The following is a 17,721-nucleotide window of genomic DNA, read 5'->3' on the forward strand; positions in this document are numbered from 1 at the left end:
CTTTTCAAAAAACCAGCTGTTGATGGGTTCTAATTTACCACGTTACCGGTAACATGTTACCGGTAACTACTAAAAATGTGAAGTCTGCCACAGACTGAGCAAACCCATAGTCACCTGGGCGCCTGATGTTGAGCCCTCGCCATAAATCTAAATAAATCATAAAGATATGGTTTGCCGACGGATCGGCAAGGTGTCACTACTGAACTTGGAAAAAGGAACGCATAACAATGTCTGACCTCTCCCTGATCATGACGGCCGCCGGCTCGATTGTGCTGCTGCTCTTCCTGGTGATGAAGGCCCGTCTGCACGCCGTCGTCTCCCTCATTCTGGTCTCCATGGTGGCGGGTCTCGCCGCCGGCATGAACCCGGCCGATATCGCCGCCACCATCCAGAAAGGGATGGGCGGTACTCTGGGCTTCGTGGCCGTGGTCGTGGCGCTGGGCGCCATGTTCGGCAAGGTGATGGAAGTGACCGGTGCCCTCGACCGGGTCGCCCATACCCTGCTCGGCAAGTTCGGCGTCAAGCGCGCCAACTGGGCCATGGCCCTGACCGGCTTTGTCTGCGCCCTGCCGCTCTTCTTCGACGTGGCCGTGGTGCTGCTGATCGGCGTCGCCTTTGCCATCGTCCGTCGTGGCGGCGGCAGCGTGGTGAAGATCGGTATCGCCCTGCTGGCGGGTATCGCCACCTGTCAGGCCTTCCTTATTCCGGCGCCGGGCCCCATCCTGGTGGCTTCCCAGCTGGGGGCCGACTTCGGCTATATGATCCTGTTCGGCCTGATCGCCGCCGTACCGGCGCTGATCCTGGCGGGCCCGCTGTTCGGTGACTTCATCAGCAAGATCGTCGATGTACCGCTGCCTGCCGATGCCCAGAATAGCGTCCACGATGACAGCAAATCCCTGCCCTCCTTCGGGCTGGCCATGGGGCTCATCGGTCTGCCGCTGCTGCTGATCGGCCTCAAGACCATCGTCAGCCGCTTCGTCGAGACAGGCACAACCCTGCACAACTGGCTGGAATTTGTCGGTCACCCCTTCACCGCCATCATGGTCGCCTGTCTGGCCGCCTTCTATCTGCTGGGCATTCGCCGCGGCATGTCCCGTGACGAGGTGATGAGCGTCTGCAACAGCGCCATCCAGCCCGCCGGTGTCATCATCCTGGTGACCGGTGCCGGTGGTGTGTTCAAGCAGGTACTGGTTGATTCCGGCGTAGGCGCCGCTCTTGGCAACATGCTGGCCGACTCCGGTCTGCCCATCGTCGCGCTGGCCTTCATTCTGGCCGCTGCAGTACGGGTGATTCAGGGCTCCGCCACCGTCGCCATGCTCACTGCCTGCGGTCTGGTGCTGCCAATGCTGGAACCCCTCGGCCTGAACGGTGCCCAGCTGGCGGCCGTGACCATCGCCATTGGTGGTGGGTCCATCGTGCTCTCCCACGTCAACGACTCCGGTTTCTGGCTGGCCAACCGCTACCTCGGCCTGACCGAGAAGCAGACCCTGCAGACCTGGACCGTGATGGAGACCATCATAGGCACCACCGGCGGCGTGATGGCGATGATCATCTACAGCTTCCTCTGACAAGGGCAAAAAACTGACAAAAAGGCCTCACTTGTGAGGCCTTTTTCATCTTTCTGATGATTCTTTCTTTGGCTGAGAGGGCGAGATTGCTAGAATCACCTATTCATCGCTCCGAGTGGAACGCTTAACCCCGTGATTTCAGGTTTATCTATGCATTCATCGGCCCATTATCGACAACTGCTGGCGCGCCTGCCCCAGATCGCCGTCCCGGCGGATCAGTTTGAAGTGCTCTACAGCACGCAGGATTTCAAACGCCGTATTCTTGCGCTTATCGCCAGCGCCACCCGGCGCATCTATCTGGTCGCGCTCTATCTGCAGGATGACGAAGCCGGCCGGGAGATCCTCTCCGCCCTCTACGCCGCCAAGCAGCGCAATCCGGCCCTCGACATCAAGCTGTTCGTCGACTTCCACCGTGCCCAGCGCGGCCTGATCGGCAAGGGCAAGCAAGGCGGCAACCACCTGATGTATCAGGGTATGGCTGCCGAAAACGAGCACCCTATCGAAATCTACGGCGTGCCGGTCAAAGGACGCGAGCTGCTCGGCGTGCTCCACCTCAAGGGCTTCATCTTTGACGATGTGGTGCTTTACTCCGGCGCCAGCCTCAACGACATCTACCTGCACCAGCAGGATCGCTACCGCTTCGATCGCTATCACCAGATCACCAGCCCGGAGCTGGCCCGCAGCATGGTCAACTATGTGGACGACCTGCTCGTGAAGAGCGACGCGGTGCAGCGACTGGATCACAGCGACATCCCCAGCGCCAAACAGCTGAAGGGGCCGATCCGCCGCTTCAAGCAGAGCCTGCGCAAGAACCAGTACCGCTTCAGCACCATGCCGGTCAGCACCCAGGAGGTGGCCGTCACCCCCATGGTGGGTCTGGGCAAGCGCAACAATCAGCTCAACCTGATGATCCGCAATCTGGTGCGCGCCACCGAGCGGGAGATCTTCATCTGCACCCCTTACTTCAACCCCCCCAAGGAGTTGAGCAAGGATATCGAGGATCTGCTGCAACGCGGTTGCAAAGTCACGATCGTAGTGGGCGACAAGACAGCCAACGACTTCTTCATTCCGCCGGAAGAGAAGTTTTCTACCATAGGTGGCCTGCCCTACCTCTACGAGACCAATCTGCGCAAGTTTGCCGAACGCAACCAGCGTCACATCGACGACGGACGCCTCAACCTGATGCTCTGGCGTTGCGAGCGCAACTCCTACCATCTCAAGGGGATCTTCGTGGATGACGAGTGGGCCCTGCTCACCGGCAACAACCTCAACCCCCGCGCTTGGGCGCTGGATCTGGAGAATGGCCTGCTGGTGCACGATCGCCGCCATCTGCTGCGCCCCCAGTTCAACGCGGAGCGGGACAACATCCTGGCCAACACCAAGCGGATCAGCTGCTTAGATCAAGTGGAGCAGGTCCAGGACTACCCGGAGCAGGTGCGCAAGCTGCTGGGGCGGATCCACCGGGTCAAGGCCCATCTGCTACTCAAACGCATCATCTGACCCCGGGCGTCATGCGCCTGCCCGTTGCCACCCGCACAAAGGCCTCCCGTTTTCGGCAGGCCTTTGTTATATCCGCCGCGTCCCCCGCGTTGGCGGCCCGGCCCGCAGCAACTCGGCTTGCATCAGCCCCTCAACAACCCCTATCATCTGGACATATTTACAGTATTTTCGGGCATCTAATTGATGAAATTGGATAAAATCTCCCTCGACAGCCTCAAGGGCGTCGGCAGCAAGATGCAGGAGAAACTCGAGCGGCTGGGGCTGGCAACGGTGCAGGATCTGCTGTTCCACCTCCCCCTCCGCTACGAGGACCGCACCCAGGTGTGGCCCATCGGCGATCTGCCGCCCGGGCTACACGGTGCCGTCGAGGGAGAGATCCAGGACACTCAGTTGGTGATCGGGCGCCGTCGCATGCTGGTCTGCCGTATCAGCGATGGTACCGGCACCCTTACCCTGCGCTTCTTCAACTTCACCGCTGCCCAGAAGAACAGCCTGAGCCCGGGCCGCCTGATGCGCTGCTTCGGCGAAGTACGCCCCGGTAAATATGGGCTGGAGATGGCCCACCCCGAGTACAAGCTGCTCGGCGAGGAACAAGCGGGCCAGACCGAAGAGGCGCTCACCCCCGTCTACCCGACTACCGAAGGGCTACGCCAGCTCACCCTGCGCAGCCTCACCGATCAGGCGTTGGCCCAGCTCGACCTCTATGGCGTGGAGGAGCTGCTGCCCGCCGGACTCTATCCCCATCAGATTGAACTGGCCGTCGCCCTGAAATTGCTGCACCGCCCGCCACCCTCGGTGGCGCTGCCACTGCTTGAAAGCGGCCAGCATCCGGCCCAGCAGCGGCTGGTGCTGGAGGAGCTGCTGGCTCACAACCTCTCGGTACTCAAGGTGCGCGCTCAGGCACAGACCCAGCTGGCTCGCGCCCTCAAACCGGCACCCGCGCTGGTTGAACAGCTGCTCGGCGCCCTGCCATTCAAACCCACCGGCGCCCAGAGCCGGGTAGTGGCCGAGATAAGTAAGGATCTGCAACAGCGCCACCCCATGATGCGGCTGGTGCAGGGGGATGTGGGCTCCGGCAAGACCCTGGTCGCGGCGCTGGCCGCCCTGCAAGCCATCGGCAACGGCTGTCAGGTGGGCTTGATGGCGCCGACCGAACTGCTGGCCGAACAGCATGCCATCAACTTCGCCAAGTGGCTGGAGCCGCTCGGCATCGGAGTCGGCTGGCTGGCGGGCAAACAGAAAGGCAAGGCGCGGGAAGAGGCGCTGGCCGCCATCGCCGATGGCAGCGTCAAGATGGTGGTGGGCACCCACGCCATCTTTCAGGAGCAGGTGATGTTCCAGCGTCTGGCGCTGGTCATCATCGATGAACAGCACAGATTCGGCGTGCATCAGCGCCTCGCCCTGCGGGAAAAAGGGGAGCGGGAAGGGGTGCATCCCCATCAGCTCATCATGACCGCCACCCCCATCCCCCGCACGCTGGCGATGACCGCCTATGCCGACCTCGATACCTCGGTCATCGACGAGCTGCCACCGGGCCGTACCCCCATCACCACGGTAGCGCTGCCCGACAGCCGTCGCGGCGATGTGATCGAGCGGGTCAAACTCGCCTGCACCGAGGGCAAGCAGGCCTACTGGGTCTGCACCCTGATCGAGGAGTCGGAGGTGCTGGAGTGTCAGGCCGCCGAGGATACCGCCACCGAGTTGCAAGCCCTGCTACCCGGTCTGCACATCGGGCTGGTGCACGGCCGGATGCGGCCGGTGGAGAAACAGCGGGTGATGGAGGAGTTCAAGGCTGGCATACTGCAACTACTGGTCGCTACCACCGTCATCGAGGTGGGGGTAGATGTGCCCAATGCCAGCCTGATGATCATCGAGAACCCGGAGCGACTGGGGCTGGCGCAGTTGCACCAGCTGCGCGGTCGGGTTGGCCGGGGGGCGGTCGCCTCCCACTGCGTGCTGCTCTATCATGCCCCCTTGTCCAAAACGGCCCAGAGCCGACTCGGGGTGCTGCGGGAGACCAACGACGGCTTCCTCATCGCCCAGCGCGATCTGGAACTGCGCGGCCCGGGGGAACTGCTCGGCACTCGCCAGACCGGTCTTGCCGACCTCAAGATCGCCGATCTGGTGCGCGACCAGCCGCTTATTCCACAGGTGCAAAAAATGGCGCGCTTCCTCATGGATAGGCATCCAAGCCATGTCGAACCCTTGATACGGCGCTGGCTCGGCTTACGGGATCACTATTCCAATGCCTGATCTAGGTAGATGCAGAAGATGGGCACATGTCCTTATGGATAGGCATCCAAGCCATGTCGAACCCTTGATACGGCGCTGGCTCGGTCTGCGAGACCACTACTCAAACGCCTGACAACACACCCCAAAACAGGAGGAAAGCAACTATGAATTCCTGGCTACGCGGCCTGCTCTACACCTTCGCCTTCCTGCTGCTGTTTGTCTGGGTTGCCCTCGGCCTGTTCGACGCCGAGCGCGCCAAAGGCCCCATCGCCAGCTGGATCAGCCAGCAGACCGGCGTGCCGGTCACCATAGGGCGGCTGGTGTTCAATCCACTTCACCCCTACACCCTGCTGGCGGAGCAGGTGCGTTATGGCGATGCGGTCTCCCTCGACAAGATCTATCTGGAGATCGAGAGCATCGACTGGCTGAGCCGCGATGTGCGCATCGCCCATCTCGATCTCATTCGTCCCGCCATCAAGCTGCCACTGCCCAACCAGTTGCCAAGCCTGCCGGTGCACTCCCTCACCATCAGCGACAGCACTATCGACAGACTCAGTCTGGAGAGCAGCGAGCTGACCATCCGCGGCCTCAACGCCACCCTGAGCGACTGGGAGCTGATCGACCCGAAACGGCAACCACAGGCCAACCTGAACCTCAACATCGGCCAGCTGGAGACCCCGCAATTCACCTTCGCCCGTCTCAACCTGCAAGGACGGCTGGAGGGGGAAGTGCTGCGCACCGACAAGCTGGTGACCAACCTGTTCGACGGCGGGCTTACGACCGGCATGGTGCTGGACTGGCCCGCCCGCACCCTGCAACTGCAAGACCTCAAGGCGCGCGGCATGCGGGTGGAGCTGGGTGATCTGACGCAGCACGAATTCCCGCTACGGCAGGTATCGCTGGATCGCGGCCAGCTGGACGGCGTCAGCCTCAACGACATCAATCAGGAGCTCTCTTTCAACAACTTCAGCGGCCAGCTCACCGCCTTCAACTGGCAGGCGGGCAGCCAGCCTACCGGCTATCTGACCGGCACTCTGGGCGACATGGGGCGCGGCCTGTTCCAGCTGGAGGAGATCAAGGGCAAGGTTGCTTTCTCCGCACAGCAGATCGATGCCGAACTGCAGGGCAAGGCCTATGAAGGGGCATTCACCCTGGATCTGGCCCTTGACACCCAGCAGCAGAAGCTGACCCTCAAGGATATGACCCTGAGCGGCATGGATATCAGCCTGCCGCAGGGGTGGTGGCAGGATTGGCAGAGCTGGCGCCCGCAACAGGTGGATATTCGCAAGCTGGCGTTCGACAAGCTCAAGGTGCTCTCCTTCGACGATACTCTGCCCCTGTCGCTGACCGGCTGGCAGCTCTATCTGAGCGATCTCGCCCTGCGCGATAATCAGCCCGGCCCGTTGCTTGGCCGTGCCCGCATCGAGAGCAAGTGGTTCGAGCTGGTGTGGGATGGTCTCAGCGCCCGCAACGGCGAGCTGGATGGGGAGCTGACCCCCAGCTCCTGGCAGTTGGGCAAACTCACCAGCTCGCTGCCGGATGAGGGCACCCTCAGCATAAGCGGCCAGTGGGGCCGCGAACCGGGCCAGAGCAGCCACCTGCAACTGCAGGCGACCCAGCTGGATCTGCAGCAGTGGGGCAAGATATTCCACTCCCCGGTCTCCTTTGCTGGCAAGGCGGACGTGAACGCCGACCTGCAAGCCGAACACGGCAAAACAGCGGGCGAGTGGCGCCAGACCCTGCAGGGCAGCTTTGCCCTCGATGCGGACGAGCCCTTCTGGGACAAGGTGAAGATAGACCCGCTGCTGGATGAGTGGTTCAAGGGAGCGACCCCGCCCACCCTGACGCCGGATCAGCTATGGCTGGCGATGCAGGAGGGTGACACCCCCTTCTACCGCATCAAGCTGCAAGGCAAGATCGACAAGGGGGAACTGCAGATCGAGCAGGCTGGCGCCTCCACCATCACCCACCTGCTGGCGCTGCAAGGGGGGGTCGATCTGGTCAACGAGCTGTGGCAGCTCGATCTGGGGGTCCTCAACGGCAACCGCTGTGCCGAGCTGCTCGGCCAGTGGCGCGGGCCACTGACGGCCCCCACGCTGGCATGGAGCTTCCCGCAGAAGCAGGACGCCTGCGGCTGGGAGGTGGGGGTACGCTATCCGCCACAAGGTAACAGCACTCCGCTCTGGCGACCGGCCCCGGTGCCTAAAACCCAGGCCCAAGCGGGCCAGACAACCGACAGACAGCAAGGGTAAAAACAGACCAGGCCTCATCGTGAGGCCTGGTCGTTTGATGGGGAAACGGTGCGGTTACTGGCCCGAACGGCGGGGCGGCTGCACCACGTAGTGACCGAGGAACTCCGCCGCCAGTTTGCTACCGCTGAACAGCTGGATCCTGAGGCTAAACTTGGCGGATTCGCCGGCCTTGAGCGGCTCAAGCACGGCGGGCATACCTTCCCGCGCCACCCGCGCCTCTGGCTCTTCCTTGACCGGCCGGTAGTATTTGATGTTGCCCTCCGCCAGCACCGTATCCCCCACCAGCCCAGCCTCCTTGAGTTGCAGCCAGATCAGGCCCCAGCCCGCCAACACGCACTGACTGTAAATGCTGCCGGCAAACATGGTGTCATGCACGTTGAAATTGGCTGCCAGATTGGCCTTGAGGTGGAAAGTCTGGCCGTCGTAGTGGGTGATATGCACCCCCATCTTCTCGCTGATGGGAATGCCGCGCGACCAGCGGGTGGTCAGATCCTGGCACCACTCCGGCCGGTACTGGATGGTCTGCAGCGGGCTCAGGGACTTGATCATCTGGCGGTGCGGGATGCGCCCGAAGGAGACGGGACCCTCCCCCACCTCGAGAAAGCCACACTTGCGGTAAAACTCCACCGCCTCCTGGCGGGCATTCATCACCAGCCGCTTCACCTTCTCGCTGCGAGCCAGCTGTTCAAGATCTTCCACCATGCGAGCGCCCAGCCCCTGACCGCGAAATTCGGGGCGCAGCGCCATAAAGCGGATCTGTGCCTCGTCGCCACCGACAAACAGCCGCCCCACCGCGATAGGGGTGCCGTCGGGGGCCAACATCAGCCGGTGAATAGCGACGGTGTCGTACTCATCCCGTTCGGAACCGACCGGCAGATTGAAGGGTTTACGCAAGAGTTCCCAGCGCAACTGGTAGTAGGCATCCAGCTCGGCGGCTGTCTGAGGGGTGACTACCCGATACATAAAGCGATCCTTAGAGTTTGCGCCGACAGGCAGATTGAAGGGCTTACGCAACCATTTATTCCAGCGCAGCCTGCAGTAAGTACCCAGCTCGGCTGCCGCTTGGGGGGGACTACCCGGTACATAGTTTCATCCTTGAGTTACACTGGTCGGAAACCATCTTGCCGTGCAAATTCATGGACTTCAATCTGCAAGCGTACCAAGCCGATCACTTGTTGCACCTCAGCGTCAAACCCCAGCGCCGCCTTACCGTGCAGGAAAATAGCCACCACCGCTGGCTGGAAATAGACGGCGTGGTGCAATCCGCCATGTCGCTCGCCGACCCCGCCGCCCTCTGCCTGCCCCATCAGCGGGTCATCGCCTGTCTGCTGCCCGAGCAGGCCACCCGGATCCTCGAGCTGGGGCTGGGGGGCGGCGATTTCACCCGCCATCTGCACCAGCGCTGGCCCGCTGCTCGCCACGAGTGCGTCGACCTCGACGAAGAGGTGTTGACCGTTTATCAGCAGTTTTTCCAGCATCAGGAGAGCGATAAACGCGCCGCTCCGGCACTCCATCAGGCCGATGCCCTCGCCTTTCTCGAACAGAGCGAGCAGCAGTACGACCTCATCCTGCTCGATCTCTTCAGTCAGGATGGCAACCCGCTGCTGCTGTTTCAGGAACGGCTCTACCGGGCGCTGGCTCCCCGCCTCAGCGGCACCTTGGTTATCAACCTGCTGCCGCGTACCGAACTTGAGCTAACCCACGCCCTGACACTGATCGAGCAGTGGGTTGGCCCGGCCACCCCCTATCCGGTCGCGGGACTCATCAACGTGATCGTCCACGTCACACCGCGGGATCAAGCCTCCTCAGACCTGTAGCCAGAAGGTGACCGGGCCGTCATTGACCAGCGCCACCTTCATGTCGGCGGCAAAACGGCCGGTTTCGGTCGGGATACCGCTGGCTGAAGCCTTGGCCACGAAGTAGTCATAGAGCCGCTCGGCCTCGCTCGGGTGGGCACCGCAGGAGAAGCTGGGACGCATCCCGCTCTTGGTATCGGCCGCCAGGGTGAACTGGGAGACCACCAGCAGGCTGCCGCCGACTTGGCTGACATTGAGATTCATCTTGCCATTCTCGTCGCTGAAGACCCGATAGCCGCTCACCTTGTGCAGCAGCTTGTCGGCCTTGGCCTCGTCATCCCCCTGCTCCACCCCGAGCAGCACCAGCAGCCCCTGCCCGATGGCACCGGTCACTTCCCCCTCGACGGTCACGCTGGCCTCGCTGACCCGCTGAATCAATGCAATCACATCCCTCTCCTCTGAAAACAGAACGACCGCCCCCTCACAGGGACGGTCGTCGATGCTACCAATAAACCGGTGGCCAAGGCGATGGATCAGCCCAACTCTTCGCTCGCCGGTTTTTCGTATTCACCGAGGCAGGCCGTGGTTTCCGCACCAAGCAATACCACCAGCCAACTGAGATAGACCCAGACAAACAGAATTGGAATGATGCCGCTCAGCCCGGCTCTTCGCTGGCTGGTTTCTCGTATTCACCGAGGCAGGCCGTGGTTTCCGCACCAAGCAATACCACCAGCCAACTGAGATAGACCCAGACAAACAGAATTGGGAATGATGCCGCTCAGCCCAGCTCTTCGCTGGCTGGTTTCTCGTATTCACCGAGGCAGGCCGTGGTTTCCGCACCAAGCAATACCACCAGCCAACTGAGATAGACCCAGACAAACAGAATTGGGATGGTCGCCAGCGCGCCATAGATAGCCTGATAGGAGGGGAAGCTGGTGATGTAGATGGCAAAGCCGCGCTTGGCCAACTCGAACAGGGTCGCCGCTACCAGCGCGCCGATAAAGGCGTGGATCAGCCGCACCTTGCAGTTGGGCACCACCGTATAGACCAGCAGGAAGGTGAGCACAGAGAAGAGGAACGGCAAGCCGCGCAACAGCAGATAACCGATGCCGAACAGGCTCTCGGCACCAAACAGCCGCAACGAAAAGATGTAGGAAGAGATGGCAATGCTGGCCCCGATAAGCACGGGCCCCAGGGTCAGGATCATCCAGTACATGGCGAACGCCTGCGCCAGCGGGCGGCTCTGGGTCGAGCGCCAGATGTAGTTAAGATTCTTGTCGATGGCGGAGATCAGCATCAGGGCCACCACCACCAGCGCCCCGATCCCCACCGCCGTGGTGTTGGTGGCGTTGGCCACGAAGCCGTCGATGTACTCCTTGAGCATCTCCCCGGCGGTCGGCACGAAGTTGTGGTAGACGAACTGCTCCATCGCCTGCTTGAGGCTCTGGAACACCGGGAAGGCGGACATCATGCCAAACACCACGGCGATCATCGGCACCAGCGAGAGCAGGGTGACATAGGCCAGATAACCGGCGGTGACCGTCAATCTGTCCTGCTGGAAACGGCCCCAGACAAACTGGGCGAAGTGGCGACCATCGTGGCGCACAAAGGAGAGGGCGTGGGCCAAACGGCCGCTGATTTGCTGCTGCATCTTGATTCCCGTAAGTGTCGACATGCCGACATTGTGTCAGAGGGGAGCGCTGTTTGACCACCTGTGAACCGGGATCGCCGCCATATCTCCCCCGTTGCGGCACAGGCTGCACCTCTGGCTGTCACCGGATGCCATAACAACAACAGCCCCGATAACGGGGCCGTTTGCAACGCCGGATTACAGCATGTAGTCCGCTAGTAGAAAGGGCAGCAAGTGGACCTTGCCGCCCTATTCCGGTGCCGATGCTGTCGAGCCAGCTCAGTTACCCAGATAGACAGGCAGCAGACCCGCCATCGACAGGAAGTGGAACAGCGCGGTCGCCAGACCGAACAGGATCAACAGCCAGGCCATCAACTTGCCGCCCGGGGTGACAAAGTGCGGTGTGACTTCACCACGCTCGGCCCGCGCCCGGGTACGCAACACCAGCAGCGCCGGGATGATGCAGGTCCAGATGGTGGCGGCGGCACCGGCATAGCCGATGGCCAGCAGGAAACCAAGCGGGAAGAGCAGGGAGAGCAACAGCGGCGGCAGGAAGGTGACCGCCCAGGTCTTGCTGCGACCGGCGCGGCTGTTGTCGAACTTGAACAGATCCGCCAAATAGTCGAACACCCCGAGCCCCACCCCGATAAAGGAGGAGAGGATGGCCGCCATGGAGAAGCCGTTGATGGCGCTGGCCACCTTCTCCGATTCGATCACCCCAGAGAGTGCGGAGAGCAGCACGTTCACATCACCCCCCTTGGCAATGACCGGGGCAAAATCCTGACGGGGCAGGTTGCCGAAGATCCCCAGCAGCCAGAGCACATACAGGGCCAGCGCGATCAGGGTGCCCACCAGAATCGCCCAGCGGGCCTGCTGCTCGTTCTGGTAGTAGGCGCGCAGGGAGGCGACCGAGTGGTGATAGCCGAACGAGGTGAGCGCCACCGGCAGCATGGCCATGGCGTAGGGGGCATAGCGGCTCTCGCTGCCCGCCAGATCGAGCAGGGTCGGCAGCTTGATATTGCCGAGCAGCCCGGCCACACCGAGGGCGAAGCTGAGGATCATGAAAGCGATCAGCACCACAGAGATGCGGTCAACGGCGCGGGTCGAGTGCCACACCACCAGCGAGAAGATCGCCACGAACAGTACCGAAGCGAGCTTGCTGTCGATCCCCAGAATGCCCTGCAGGATGGCACCGGAGGAGGTGATATAAGCGTAAAGCAATATGCCGCCAACAAAGTAGACCGAGAGGTTGTTGAGGAGATTGAGCTTCTCCCCCAGCAGCTCGCGGGTCACGGTATTGAAGGAGACCCGCATCTCGTGGTGCTGGAAGGACTCCAGCAGCATCCAGCCAGAGAGGGTCATCATCACCATGGTGACGGTCAGTGCCAGCACCGACCAGAGGGTCCAGGCCCCCGCCCCAGAACTCGGCAGACCGAGCATGCCGGCGCCCACGCAGACGCTGGCAATGATGCAGGCGCCCCCCAAAATTGACGGTTTTTTCTTCATAGTCCCTTCTTTTTCTGACTGATTATCTATCCGCAGTAAACAAGACCGCGGCATGATGCCAGCCTTTTCCATAAGACGCCTACCACTATCTGCCGCGACAGGGCATGGCGGCCCCATAAAAAAGTGCCCCGTTCGGGGCACTCTATCAGCGGAAATGATGTGAAGAGGGGTTAATCCATCACCGGGATACCCGCTCTCGCTTCGGCCTGACGGGCGATGGCTTCGGTCATCCCCTGAAAGATAAAGAGGTGGAACGGCAGCATGGCGAGCCAGTAGGCCAGCCCCCAGGCGCCCTGCGGGTGCCAGTGAGCGGTGACCCGGATGCGGGTCAGGCCAGACTCCTCCGGCAGGATGTTGAACTCCAGCCGCCCGACGCCCGGGGCCTTCATGTTGAACAAGAGATCGAGCCTGCGCCCCTCCTCCACCCCGAGGATCTGCCAGGAGTCGAGCATGTCACCCTTCACGAAGCGATCGGGATTGGTGCGGCCACGGGTACGGGCCGGGCCGCCGATCAGATGATCCATCCATTCGCGCACCACCCACAGCTCGTTCATGTAGAAGTAGCGCTGCTCACCCCCCAGCTGCTGCAACACCTGCCACACCACCTCGGGAGAGGCGAGGCAGATGGCCTCGCCGCTGGCGGTACGGTCGTAGAAGCCATATTCGGGATGGCGCCAGCGCAGGCCGAGCGGCGTCTCCTGCCCCTGCTGCTCGGCCCCGAGCGTCTGCTCCAGGGCCAGACTCTCCGTCAGCGCCTCGTCGAAGCTGAGCAGGGTCTGTGGCAGCAGGGCACGCAGCGGGCTGTCATCGGCCGGGATGTCGTGCTTGAGGCCGCCCACCAGCGCCTTGGCCACCGGCTGTGGCACCGAGGTGACAAACTGCAGCCACCAGGCGGAGAGGCGTGGACTCAGAAACGGGATGGGAATGATGGGGCAGCGCTTGCCGATATGGGCGGCGAACTTCTGCAACTGCTGCTGATAGCTGAGCAGCTCGGGGCCGACCGCGTTGAAAATTCTGCCATCCACCTCGTCTGCTTCCACCAGTCCACTCAGATAGTGCAGCAGGTTGGACAACGCGATGGGGGGGGTGCGCGAGCGCACCCATTTGGGCGTCACCATCATCGGCAGGTTGAACACCAGATCCCGCATCACCTCGAACGCCGCCGAACCGGGCCCGATGATGATGCCGGCGCGCAGCTCTACCGTCGGTACGCCAGCGTCACGAAACAGCTCGCCGCAGTGGCGGCGGGAGTTGAGATGGCGGCTGTTGCACTGCCCGGGCTGGATCGCACCCAGATAGATGATGCGGCGTACCCCGGCGGCGCGGGCAGCGGCGGCGAAGTTCTTCACCCCCTGCTGCTCCAGCCGGTGAAAATCGGCCCCTGCGCCCATGGCGTGCACCAGATAGAAGACGGTGTCGATGCCCGCCAGCGCAGGCAGCAGGGTGATGGGTTTGAGGCTGTCGGCGAGGCGAAACTCGACCCCCTCCGGCAGACGGCAGGGACGGCGAGCCCCGGCAATCACCCTGTAGCCCAATGTTTGCAGGTGGGGCACCAGATAGGAGCCTATGTAGCCCGCCGCCCCCATCACCAGACAATTTCTCATCCTCTATTCCTCTTCACATGTTGCGCCCTGCGCTTGGGCAAACGGGCTACCACCCGCATGCCCATCATCCTGCCACGCCGCCACCTTGCAACCTAGTACTAACCACCTCTCTGATTAGTCCGATTTGGTGTTAAGCCCTGCTCACCAACTGGTCGATAACCGACCAGATGTATAGCGCCGAGGGCGAACGTATGCGCATCGATCACTACGACCTCCAGGGGGAGGTGCAATACCGGCAACAGCAGGCCCAGAGCCGCAAGGTGCGCAACCTCGGGCCAGTGCCACCCACCGTCAATCCACCAGAAGGCAACAGAGCGGCTGCGGCTGGCGAACGCGGCAGCACCCTGACACTCACCAACCCCCTGACGCTGCAAACCGCGAGGCAATCGGCAGTCAGCCAGCAAGCGGCAACGCCTCCCGCCCCGCCCGCAGCGGACGTCGGCAAAGAGCAGGATGGCATTCCCGATGATGGGCTCGATAACCGCCAGCGGCTGATCAAGCTGATGGTAGAGGCGATGCTGGGCCATGAGATCGAGTTGCCCAAGCCGATCAAACCCACTGAAGAAGGGGGCAAGGGAGTGACCCAAGGAGACGCCGCCACTCAGGCCGTCGAGCAGGATCAAGTGGTGGAGGTAACGGACACCCTGCTGCAACAGGAGCAGCTCAAGGTGGTGGCGTCAGCCAGCGTAGCGACTCGGGATGGCCAGACTATTCAGCTCGATCTCGGCTTTTTCCTCGACTGGCGTCAGCTGGAGGTGAGCCAGCGGCGCACCACCCTCAATGCCCTCAAGGATCCGCTGGTGCTCAGTCTGGATGGCAAGATTGCCGATCTGACCGAGGCACGGGTCACTTTCGATATCGATCAGGATGGCAAGGAGGATAGCCTGCCGGGCCTGCGGGAAGGGAGTGGCTTCGTGGCACTGGATCGCAATGGCAACGGCACCATAGACGATGGTGGCGAGCTGTTCGGCGCTCGCTCTGGCAATGGCTTCGGCGAGCTGGCCGGGCTTGATGAAGATGGCAACGGCGTGCTGGACGAGGGGGACAGCCAGTTTTCTGCGCTGCAGTTCTGGCACCCGGAGCACACCCCCATCGCCTTGGTGGAGCTAGGGATCGGCGCCATCCTGCTGCGTCCCCTCGATACCCCCTTCAACCATCTGGGGGAGAGTGGCACTCAGGGGGTGCTGCGCCAGTCCGGCCTCTATGTGACCGAGCAGGGCAAGGGAGGCTGGGTGCAGCAGATCGACCTGCGGGTCTGAGCCTTGAAACGGAATCATCCGATCGGTCGTTGATGAAATCTGCCAGCGACCGGCTCCGGCGCCATCAACTCAGCTCGGTGGGGTCGATATCCAGACTCCAGCGCACCTTTTTGGTCTCGGGCCAGCCTTCCAGCTCCTTCACCGCCCAGTCCAGCAGTTGGGCCATTGGCGCTCGATTCGGCCCCTGCACCAGCAACTGCATGCGAAACTTGCCCGCCTTGCGCTCCATAAAACCGCTGATGGGCCCCAGCACCTGCAGATGGGGATAGCGGGCGCTGCGAAGGGTATCAGCGAGACGGGTGAGGAACAGCTGCACCTCGTCGCGGCCGTTGGCCTCGGCGCGGAACAGCCCCTGATAGCTGAAGGGCGGCAACCCCAACAGGCGGCGCTCTTTCAGCGCCGTGTCGGCAAAATGGCCGTAGCCGTTCTGGGTCAGATCCTGCAGCAGGGCATGCTCGGGGTGGTGACTCTGCAACACCACCAGCCCCGGCTTGCTGGCGCGACCGGCGCGGCCCGCCACCTGGGTGTAGAGCTGGGCCAGCTTCTCGGCGGCGCGAAAATCGGCGCAGAACAAAGCACCATCCACATCCAGCAGACCCACTAGTGTCACATCCGGGAAGTGGTGCCCCTTGGCCAGCATCTGGGTACCGATCAGGATCTTGTACTTGCCCGCCTTGATGTCGCCGAGATGGGTCTCCAGCTCCCCCTTGCGGCGGGTGTTGTCCCGATCGATGCGCACCACAGGGTATTGCGGGAAAACGGTGGTGAGCAGCTGTTCTAGCTGCTCGGTACCGACCCCGGAACCGATCAGCTCGCTGCTGCCGCACTCGGGGCAGTGGTGGGGCAGCGGGCGCACGCTGTCGCAGTGGTGGCAGTGCAGCCGTCGCCCGGCCTGGTGCCAGGTGTACCAGGCATCGCAGCGCTCGCAGGCGGCGCTCCAGCCGCACTGGTGGCAGATGAGGGATGGGGCATAGCCACGGCGGTTGAGAAACAGCATCACCTGATTGCCTGCCGCCAGATGTTCCGCCATCAACTGCTCCAGCTGGGGGGAGAGCCCTGCCTGCAGCCGCACGCTCTTGATATCCAGGATCACCTGACGGGCCATCTGGGCGTTACCGGCGCGGCGGGTCAGGGTGAGGTGGTGATACTTGCCGGTGCGGGCGTTGTGCAGCGTCTCCAGCGAGGGGGTGGCTGAACCGAGCAGGATCGGGATGCCGGCACGATGGGCCCGCATTACCGCCAGATCCCGCGCGTGATAGCGAAAACCGTCCTGCTGCTTGAAAGAGCCGTCGTGCTCCTCGTCGATGATGATGATGCCGAGGTTGTGAAACGGGGTGAACACCGCAGAGCGGGTGCCGATCAGGATGGCGGCACCACCGTCACGGCAGGCGAGCCAGGCATCGAGCCGCTCCCGGTCGTTCATGGCGGAGTTCATCGCCACCACAGGCACATTGAAGCGACGGCGGAAGCGGTTGATGGTCTGCGGGGTGAGGCCGATCTCCGGCACCATCACCAGCGCCTGCTTGCCCGCCTTGAGCAACGGCTCGAGGATACTCAGGTAGACCTCGGTCTTGCCGGAGCCGGTGATGCCATCGAGCAGGAAGGCACCGAACTGGTTGCTCTGGCTGGTAACGGCGGAGACGGCCAGCGCCTGCTCGCCGTTGAGACGCAGCCCCTCCCCCGGTTCAAAGCGGGCGGCCCAGTCGCCGTCGTGGCTCGGCTCCAGCAAGCGTTTCTCCAGCAAGCCCTTCTTCTCCAGCGCGGTGAGGGCGGCGCTCTGGATCTCCTCCTGCTTGAGGGCGGATGGCGTTTGCGGCCCCTTGCGCAGCAGCGCAAGCGCCTGCTGCTGCTTGGCCGCACGCTTGAGCTCGTTCAGATCGACGGCCATGCCAGCCTCGGTGGCAAACCAGAACTCCAGCTCCCGATAGGCGGCAGGCTCCCCCTTGCGCACCAGCACCGGCAGGGCGTGGGGCAGCACCTCCCCCAGCGGATGCTGGTAGTAACTGGCGCTCCAGTTCATCAGCGCCAGTATATCCGGCCCCAGCACGGGGGTACTGTCGAGCACCCGCTTGATGGGCTTGAGCTTGTTGCGCGGCACCTGACTGTCGGTCGGATGATCCACTACCAGCCCGACCAGAGTTTGCGGGCCAAAAGGGATCTCGACCCGGCAACCGGGAGCAGGTAACGGCAGGGAAGAGAGATAGTCGAAGTGACGGCGTAACGGTACCGGGACAGCGACACGAACCATATCCAGCGTTTGGGAAGAATTCACCAGGGGTTGCCTATTTTTTCTGCGAAGCCACTTGCCTGATCTCAGGCATTTCCTATATTATTCGCAGCCTTTGAAACTGTGTTCAACAATCGTGTGGTGTCC

Annotated in this window: 12 protein-coding genes and 1 pseudogene; 6 read left to right on the forward strand and 7 right to left on the reverse strand. The window is 62.5% G+C overall.

Annotation, left to right across the window (positions count from 1 at the left end; all coding sequences use genetic code 11):
- Positions 1-227: 227 nt before the first annotated feature.
- The 4 genes from gntU (at position 228) to BN1125_RS01785 (ending at position 7,552) form a co-directional block, all read left to right on the forward strand.
- Positions 228-1,568 carry a gluconate transporter gene (gene gntU, locus BN1125_RS01770; protein ID WP_042010241.1) on the forward strand — a complete coding sequence of 447 codons (1,341 nt, stop codon included), beginning with the start codon at positions 228-230 and terminating at the stop codon, positions 1,566-1,568.
- Positions 1,569-1,718: 150 nt separating this feature from the next.
- Complete coding sequence (pssA, locus tag BN1125_RS01775) at positions 1,719-3,068, forward strand: CDP-diacylglycerol--serine O-phosphatidyltransferase (protein ID WP_042010243.1); 1,350 nt, start codon at positions 1,719-1,721, stop codon at positions 3,066-3,068.
- 183 nt (positions 3,069-3,251) lie between these two features.
- Positions 3,252-5,321, forward strand: coding sequence for an ATP-dependent DNA helicase RecG (recG, locus tag BN1125_RS01780; protein ID WP_042010245.1), 2,070 nt, complete (start codon positions 3,252-3,254; stop codon positions 5,319-5,321).
- A gap of 143 nt (positions 5,322-5,464) precedes the next feature.
- Positions 5,465-7,552, forward strand: a complete 2,088-nt coding sequence (locus BN1125_RS01785; RefSeq protein ID WP_042010246.1) for an AsmA family protein — start codon at positions 5,465-5,467, stop codon at positions 7,550-7,552.
- Between the two features lie 54 nt (positions 7,553-7,606).
- On the opposite strand, the gene BN1125_RS01790 is transcribed toward BN1125_RS01785, so the two are convergent.
- Positions 7,607-8,515: a bifunctional GNAT family N-acetyltransferase/hotdog fold thioesterase gene (locus BN1125_RS01790; protein ID WP_042010248.1), complete on the reverse strand. Its 909-nt coding sequence runs from the start codon at positions 8,513-8,515 to the stop codon at positions 7,607-7,609.
- 173 nt (positions 8,516-8,688) lie between these two features.
- On the opposite strand from BN1125_RS01790, the gene BN1125_RS01795 reads away from it, so the two are divergent.
- The gene (locus BN1125_RS01795) at positions 8,689-9,369 is read left to right on the forward strand and encodes a spermidine synthase (protein WP_042010311.1); all 681 of its coding nucleotides are present in this window, start codon (positions 8,689-8,691) and stop codon (positions 9,367-9,369) included.
- Here BN1125_RS01795 and dtd read toward each other — a convergent pair.
- From dtd to BN1125_RS01815, 5 genes and pseudogenes are all read right to left on the reverse strand, one after another.
- Complete coding sequence (gene dtd, locus BN1125_RS01800; RefSeq protein ID WP_042010251.1) at positions 9,358-9,795, reverse strand: D-aminoacyl-tRNA deacylase; 438 nt, start codon at positions 9,793-9,795, stop codon at positions 9,358-9,360. The two genes, BN1125_RS01795 and dtd, sit on opposite strands and share 12 nt — an antisense overlap.
- An 86-nt stretch (positions 9,796-9,881) precedes the next feature.
- Positions 9,882-9,995, reverse strand: a pseudogene (locus tag BN1125_RS18270) (virulence factor BrkB family protein); the annotation flags it as partial.
- A gap of 131 nt (positions 9,996-10,126) precedes the next feature.
- Complete coding sequence (locus BN1125_RS01805; protein ID WP_042010254.1) at positions 10,127-10,999, reverse strand: virulence factor BrkB family protein; 873 nt, start codon at positions 10,997-10,999, stop codon at positions 10,127-10,129.
- A gap of 258 nt (positions 11,000-11,257) precedes the next feature.
- Positions 11,258-12,484 carry an aromatic amino acid transport family protein gene (locus tag BN1125_RS01810; RefSeq protein ID WP_042010257.1) on the reverse strand — a complete coding sequence of 409 codons (1,227 nt, stop codon included), beginning with the start codon at positions 12,482-12,484 and terminating at the stop codon, positions 11,258-11,260.
- Between the two features lie 170 nt (positions 12,485-12,654).
- Positions 12,655-14,088 carry a DUF2867 domain-containing protein gene (locus BN1125_RS01815; protein ID WP_042010259.1) on the reverse strand — a complete coding sequence of 478 codons (1,434 nt, stop codon included), beginning with the start codon at positions 14,086-14,088 and terminating at the stop codon, positions 12,655-12,657.
- Between the two features lie 167 nt (positions 14,089-14,255).
- On the opposite strand from BN1125_RS01815, the gene BN1125_RS01820 reads away from it, so the two are divergent.
- A complete protein-coding gene (locus tag BN1125_RS01820; protein ID WP_042010261.1) occupies positions 14,256-15,347 on the forward strand; it encodes a hypothetical protein in 1,092 nt (363 codons plus the stop codon).
- Between the two features lie 64 nt (positions 15,348-15,411).
- Here BN1125_RS01820 and priA read toward each other — a convergent pair whose 3' ends face one another.
- Positions 15,412-17,619: a primosomal protein N' gene (gene priA, locus BN1125_RS01825; protein ID WP_156993021.1), complete on the reverse strand. Its 2,208-nt coding sequence runs from the start codon at positions 17,617-17,619 to the stop codon at positions 15,412-15,414.
- Between the last annotated feature and the right edge of the window lie 102 nt (positions 17,620-17,721).

The sequence above is a fragment of the Aeromonas fluvialis genome (assembly GCF_000819885.1).
In the GTDB taxonomy this organism is placed as follows: Bacteria; Pseudomonadota; Gammaproteobacteria; order Enterobacterales; family Aeromonadaceae; genus Aeromonas; species Aeromonas fluvialis.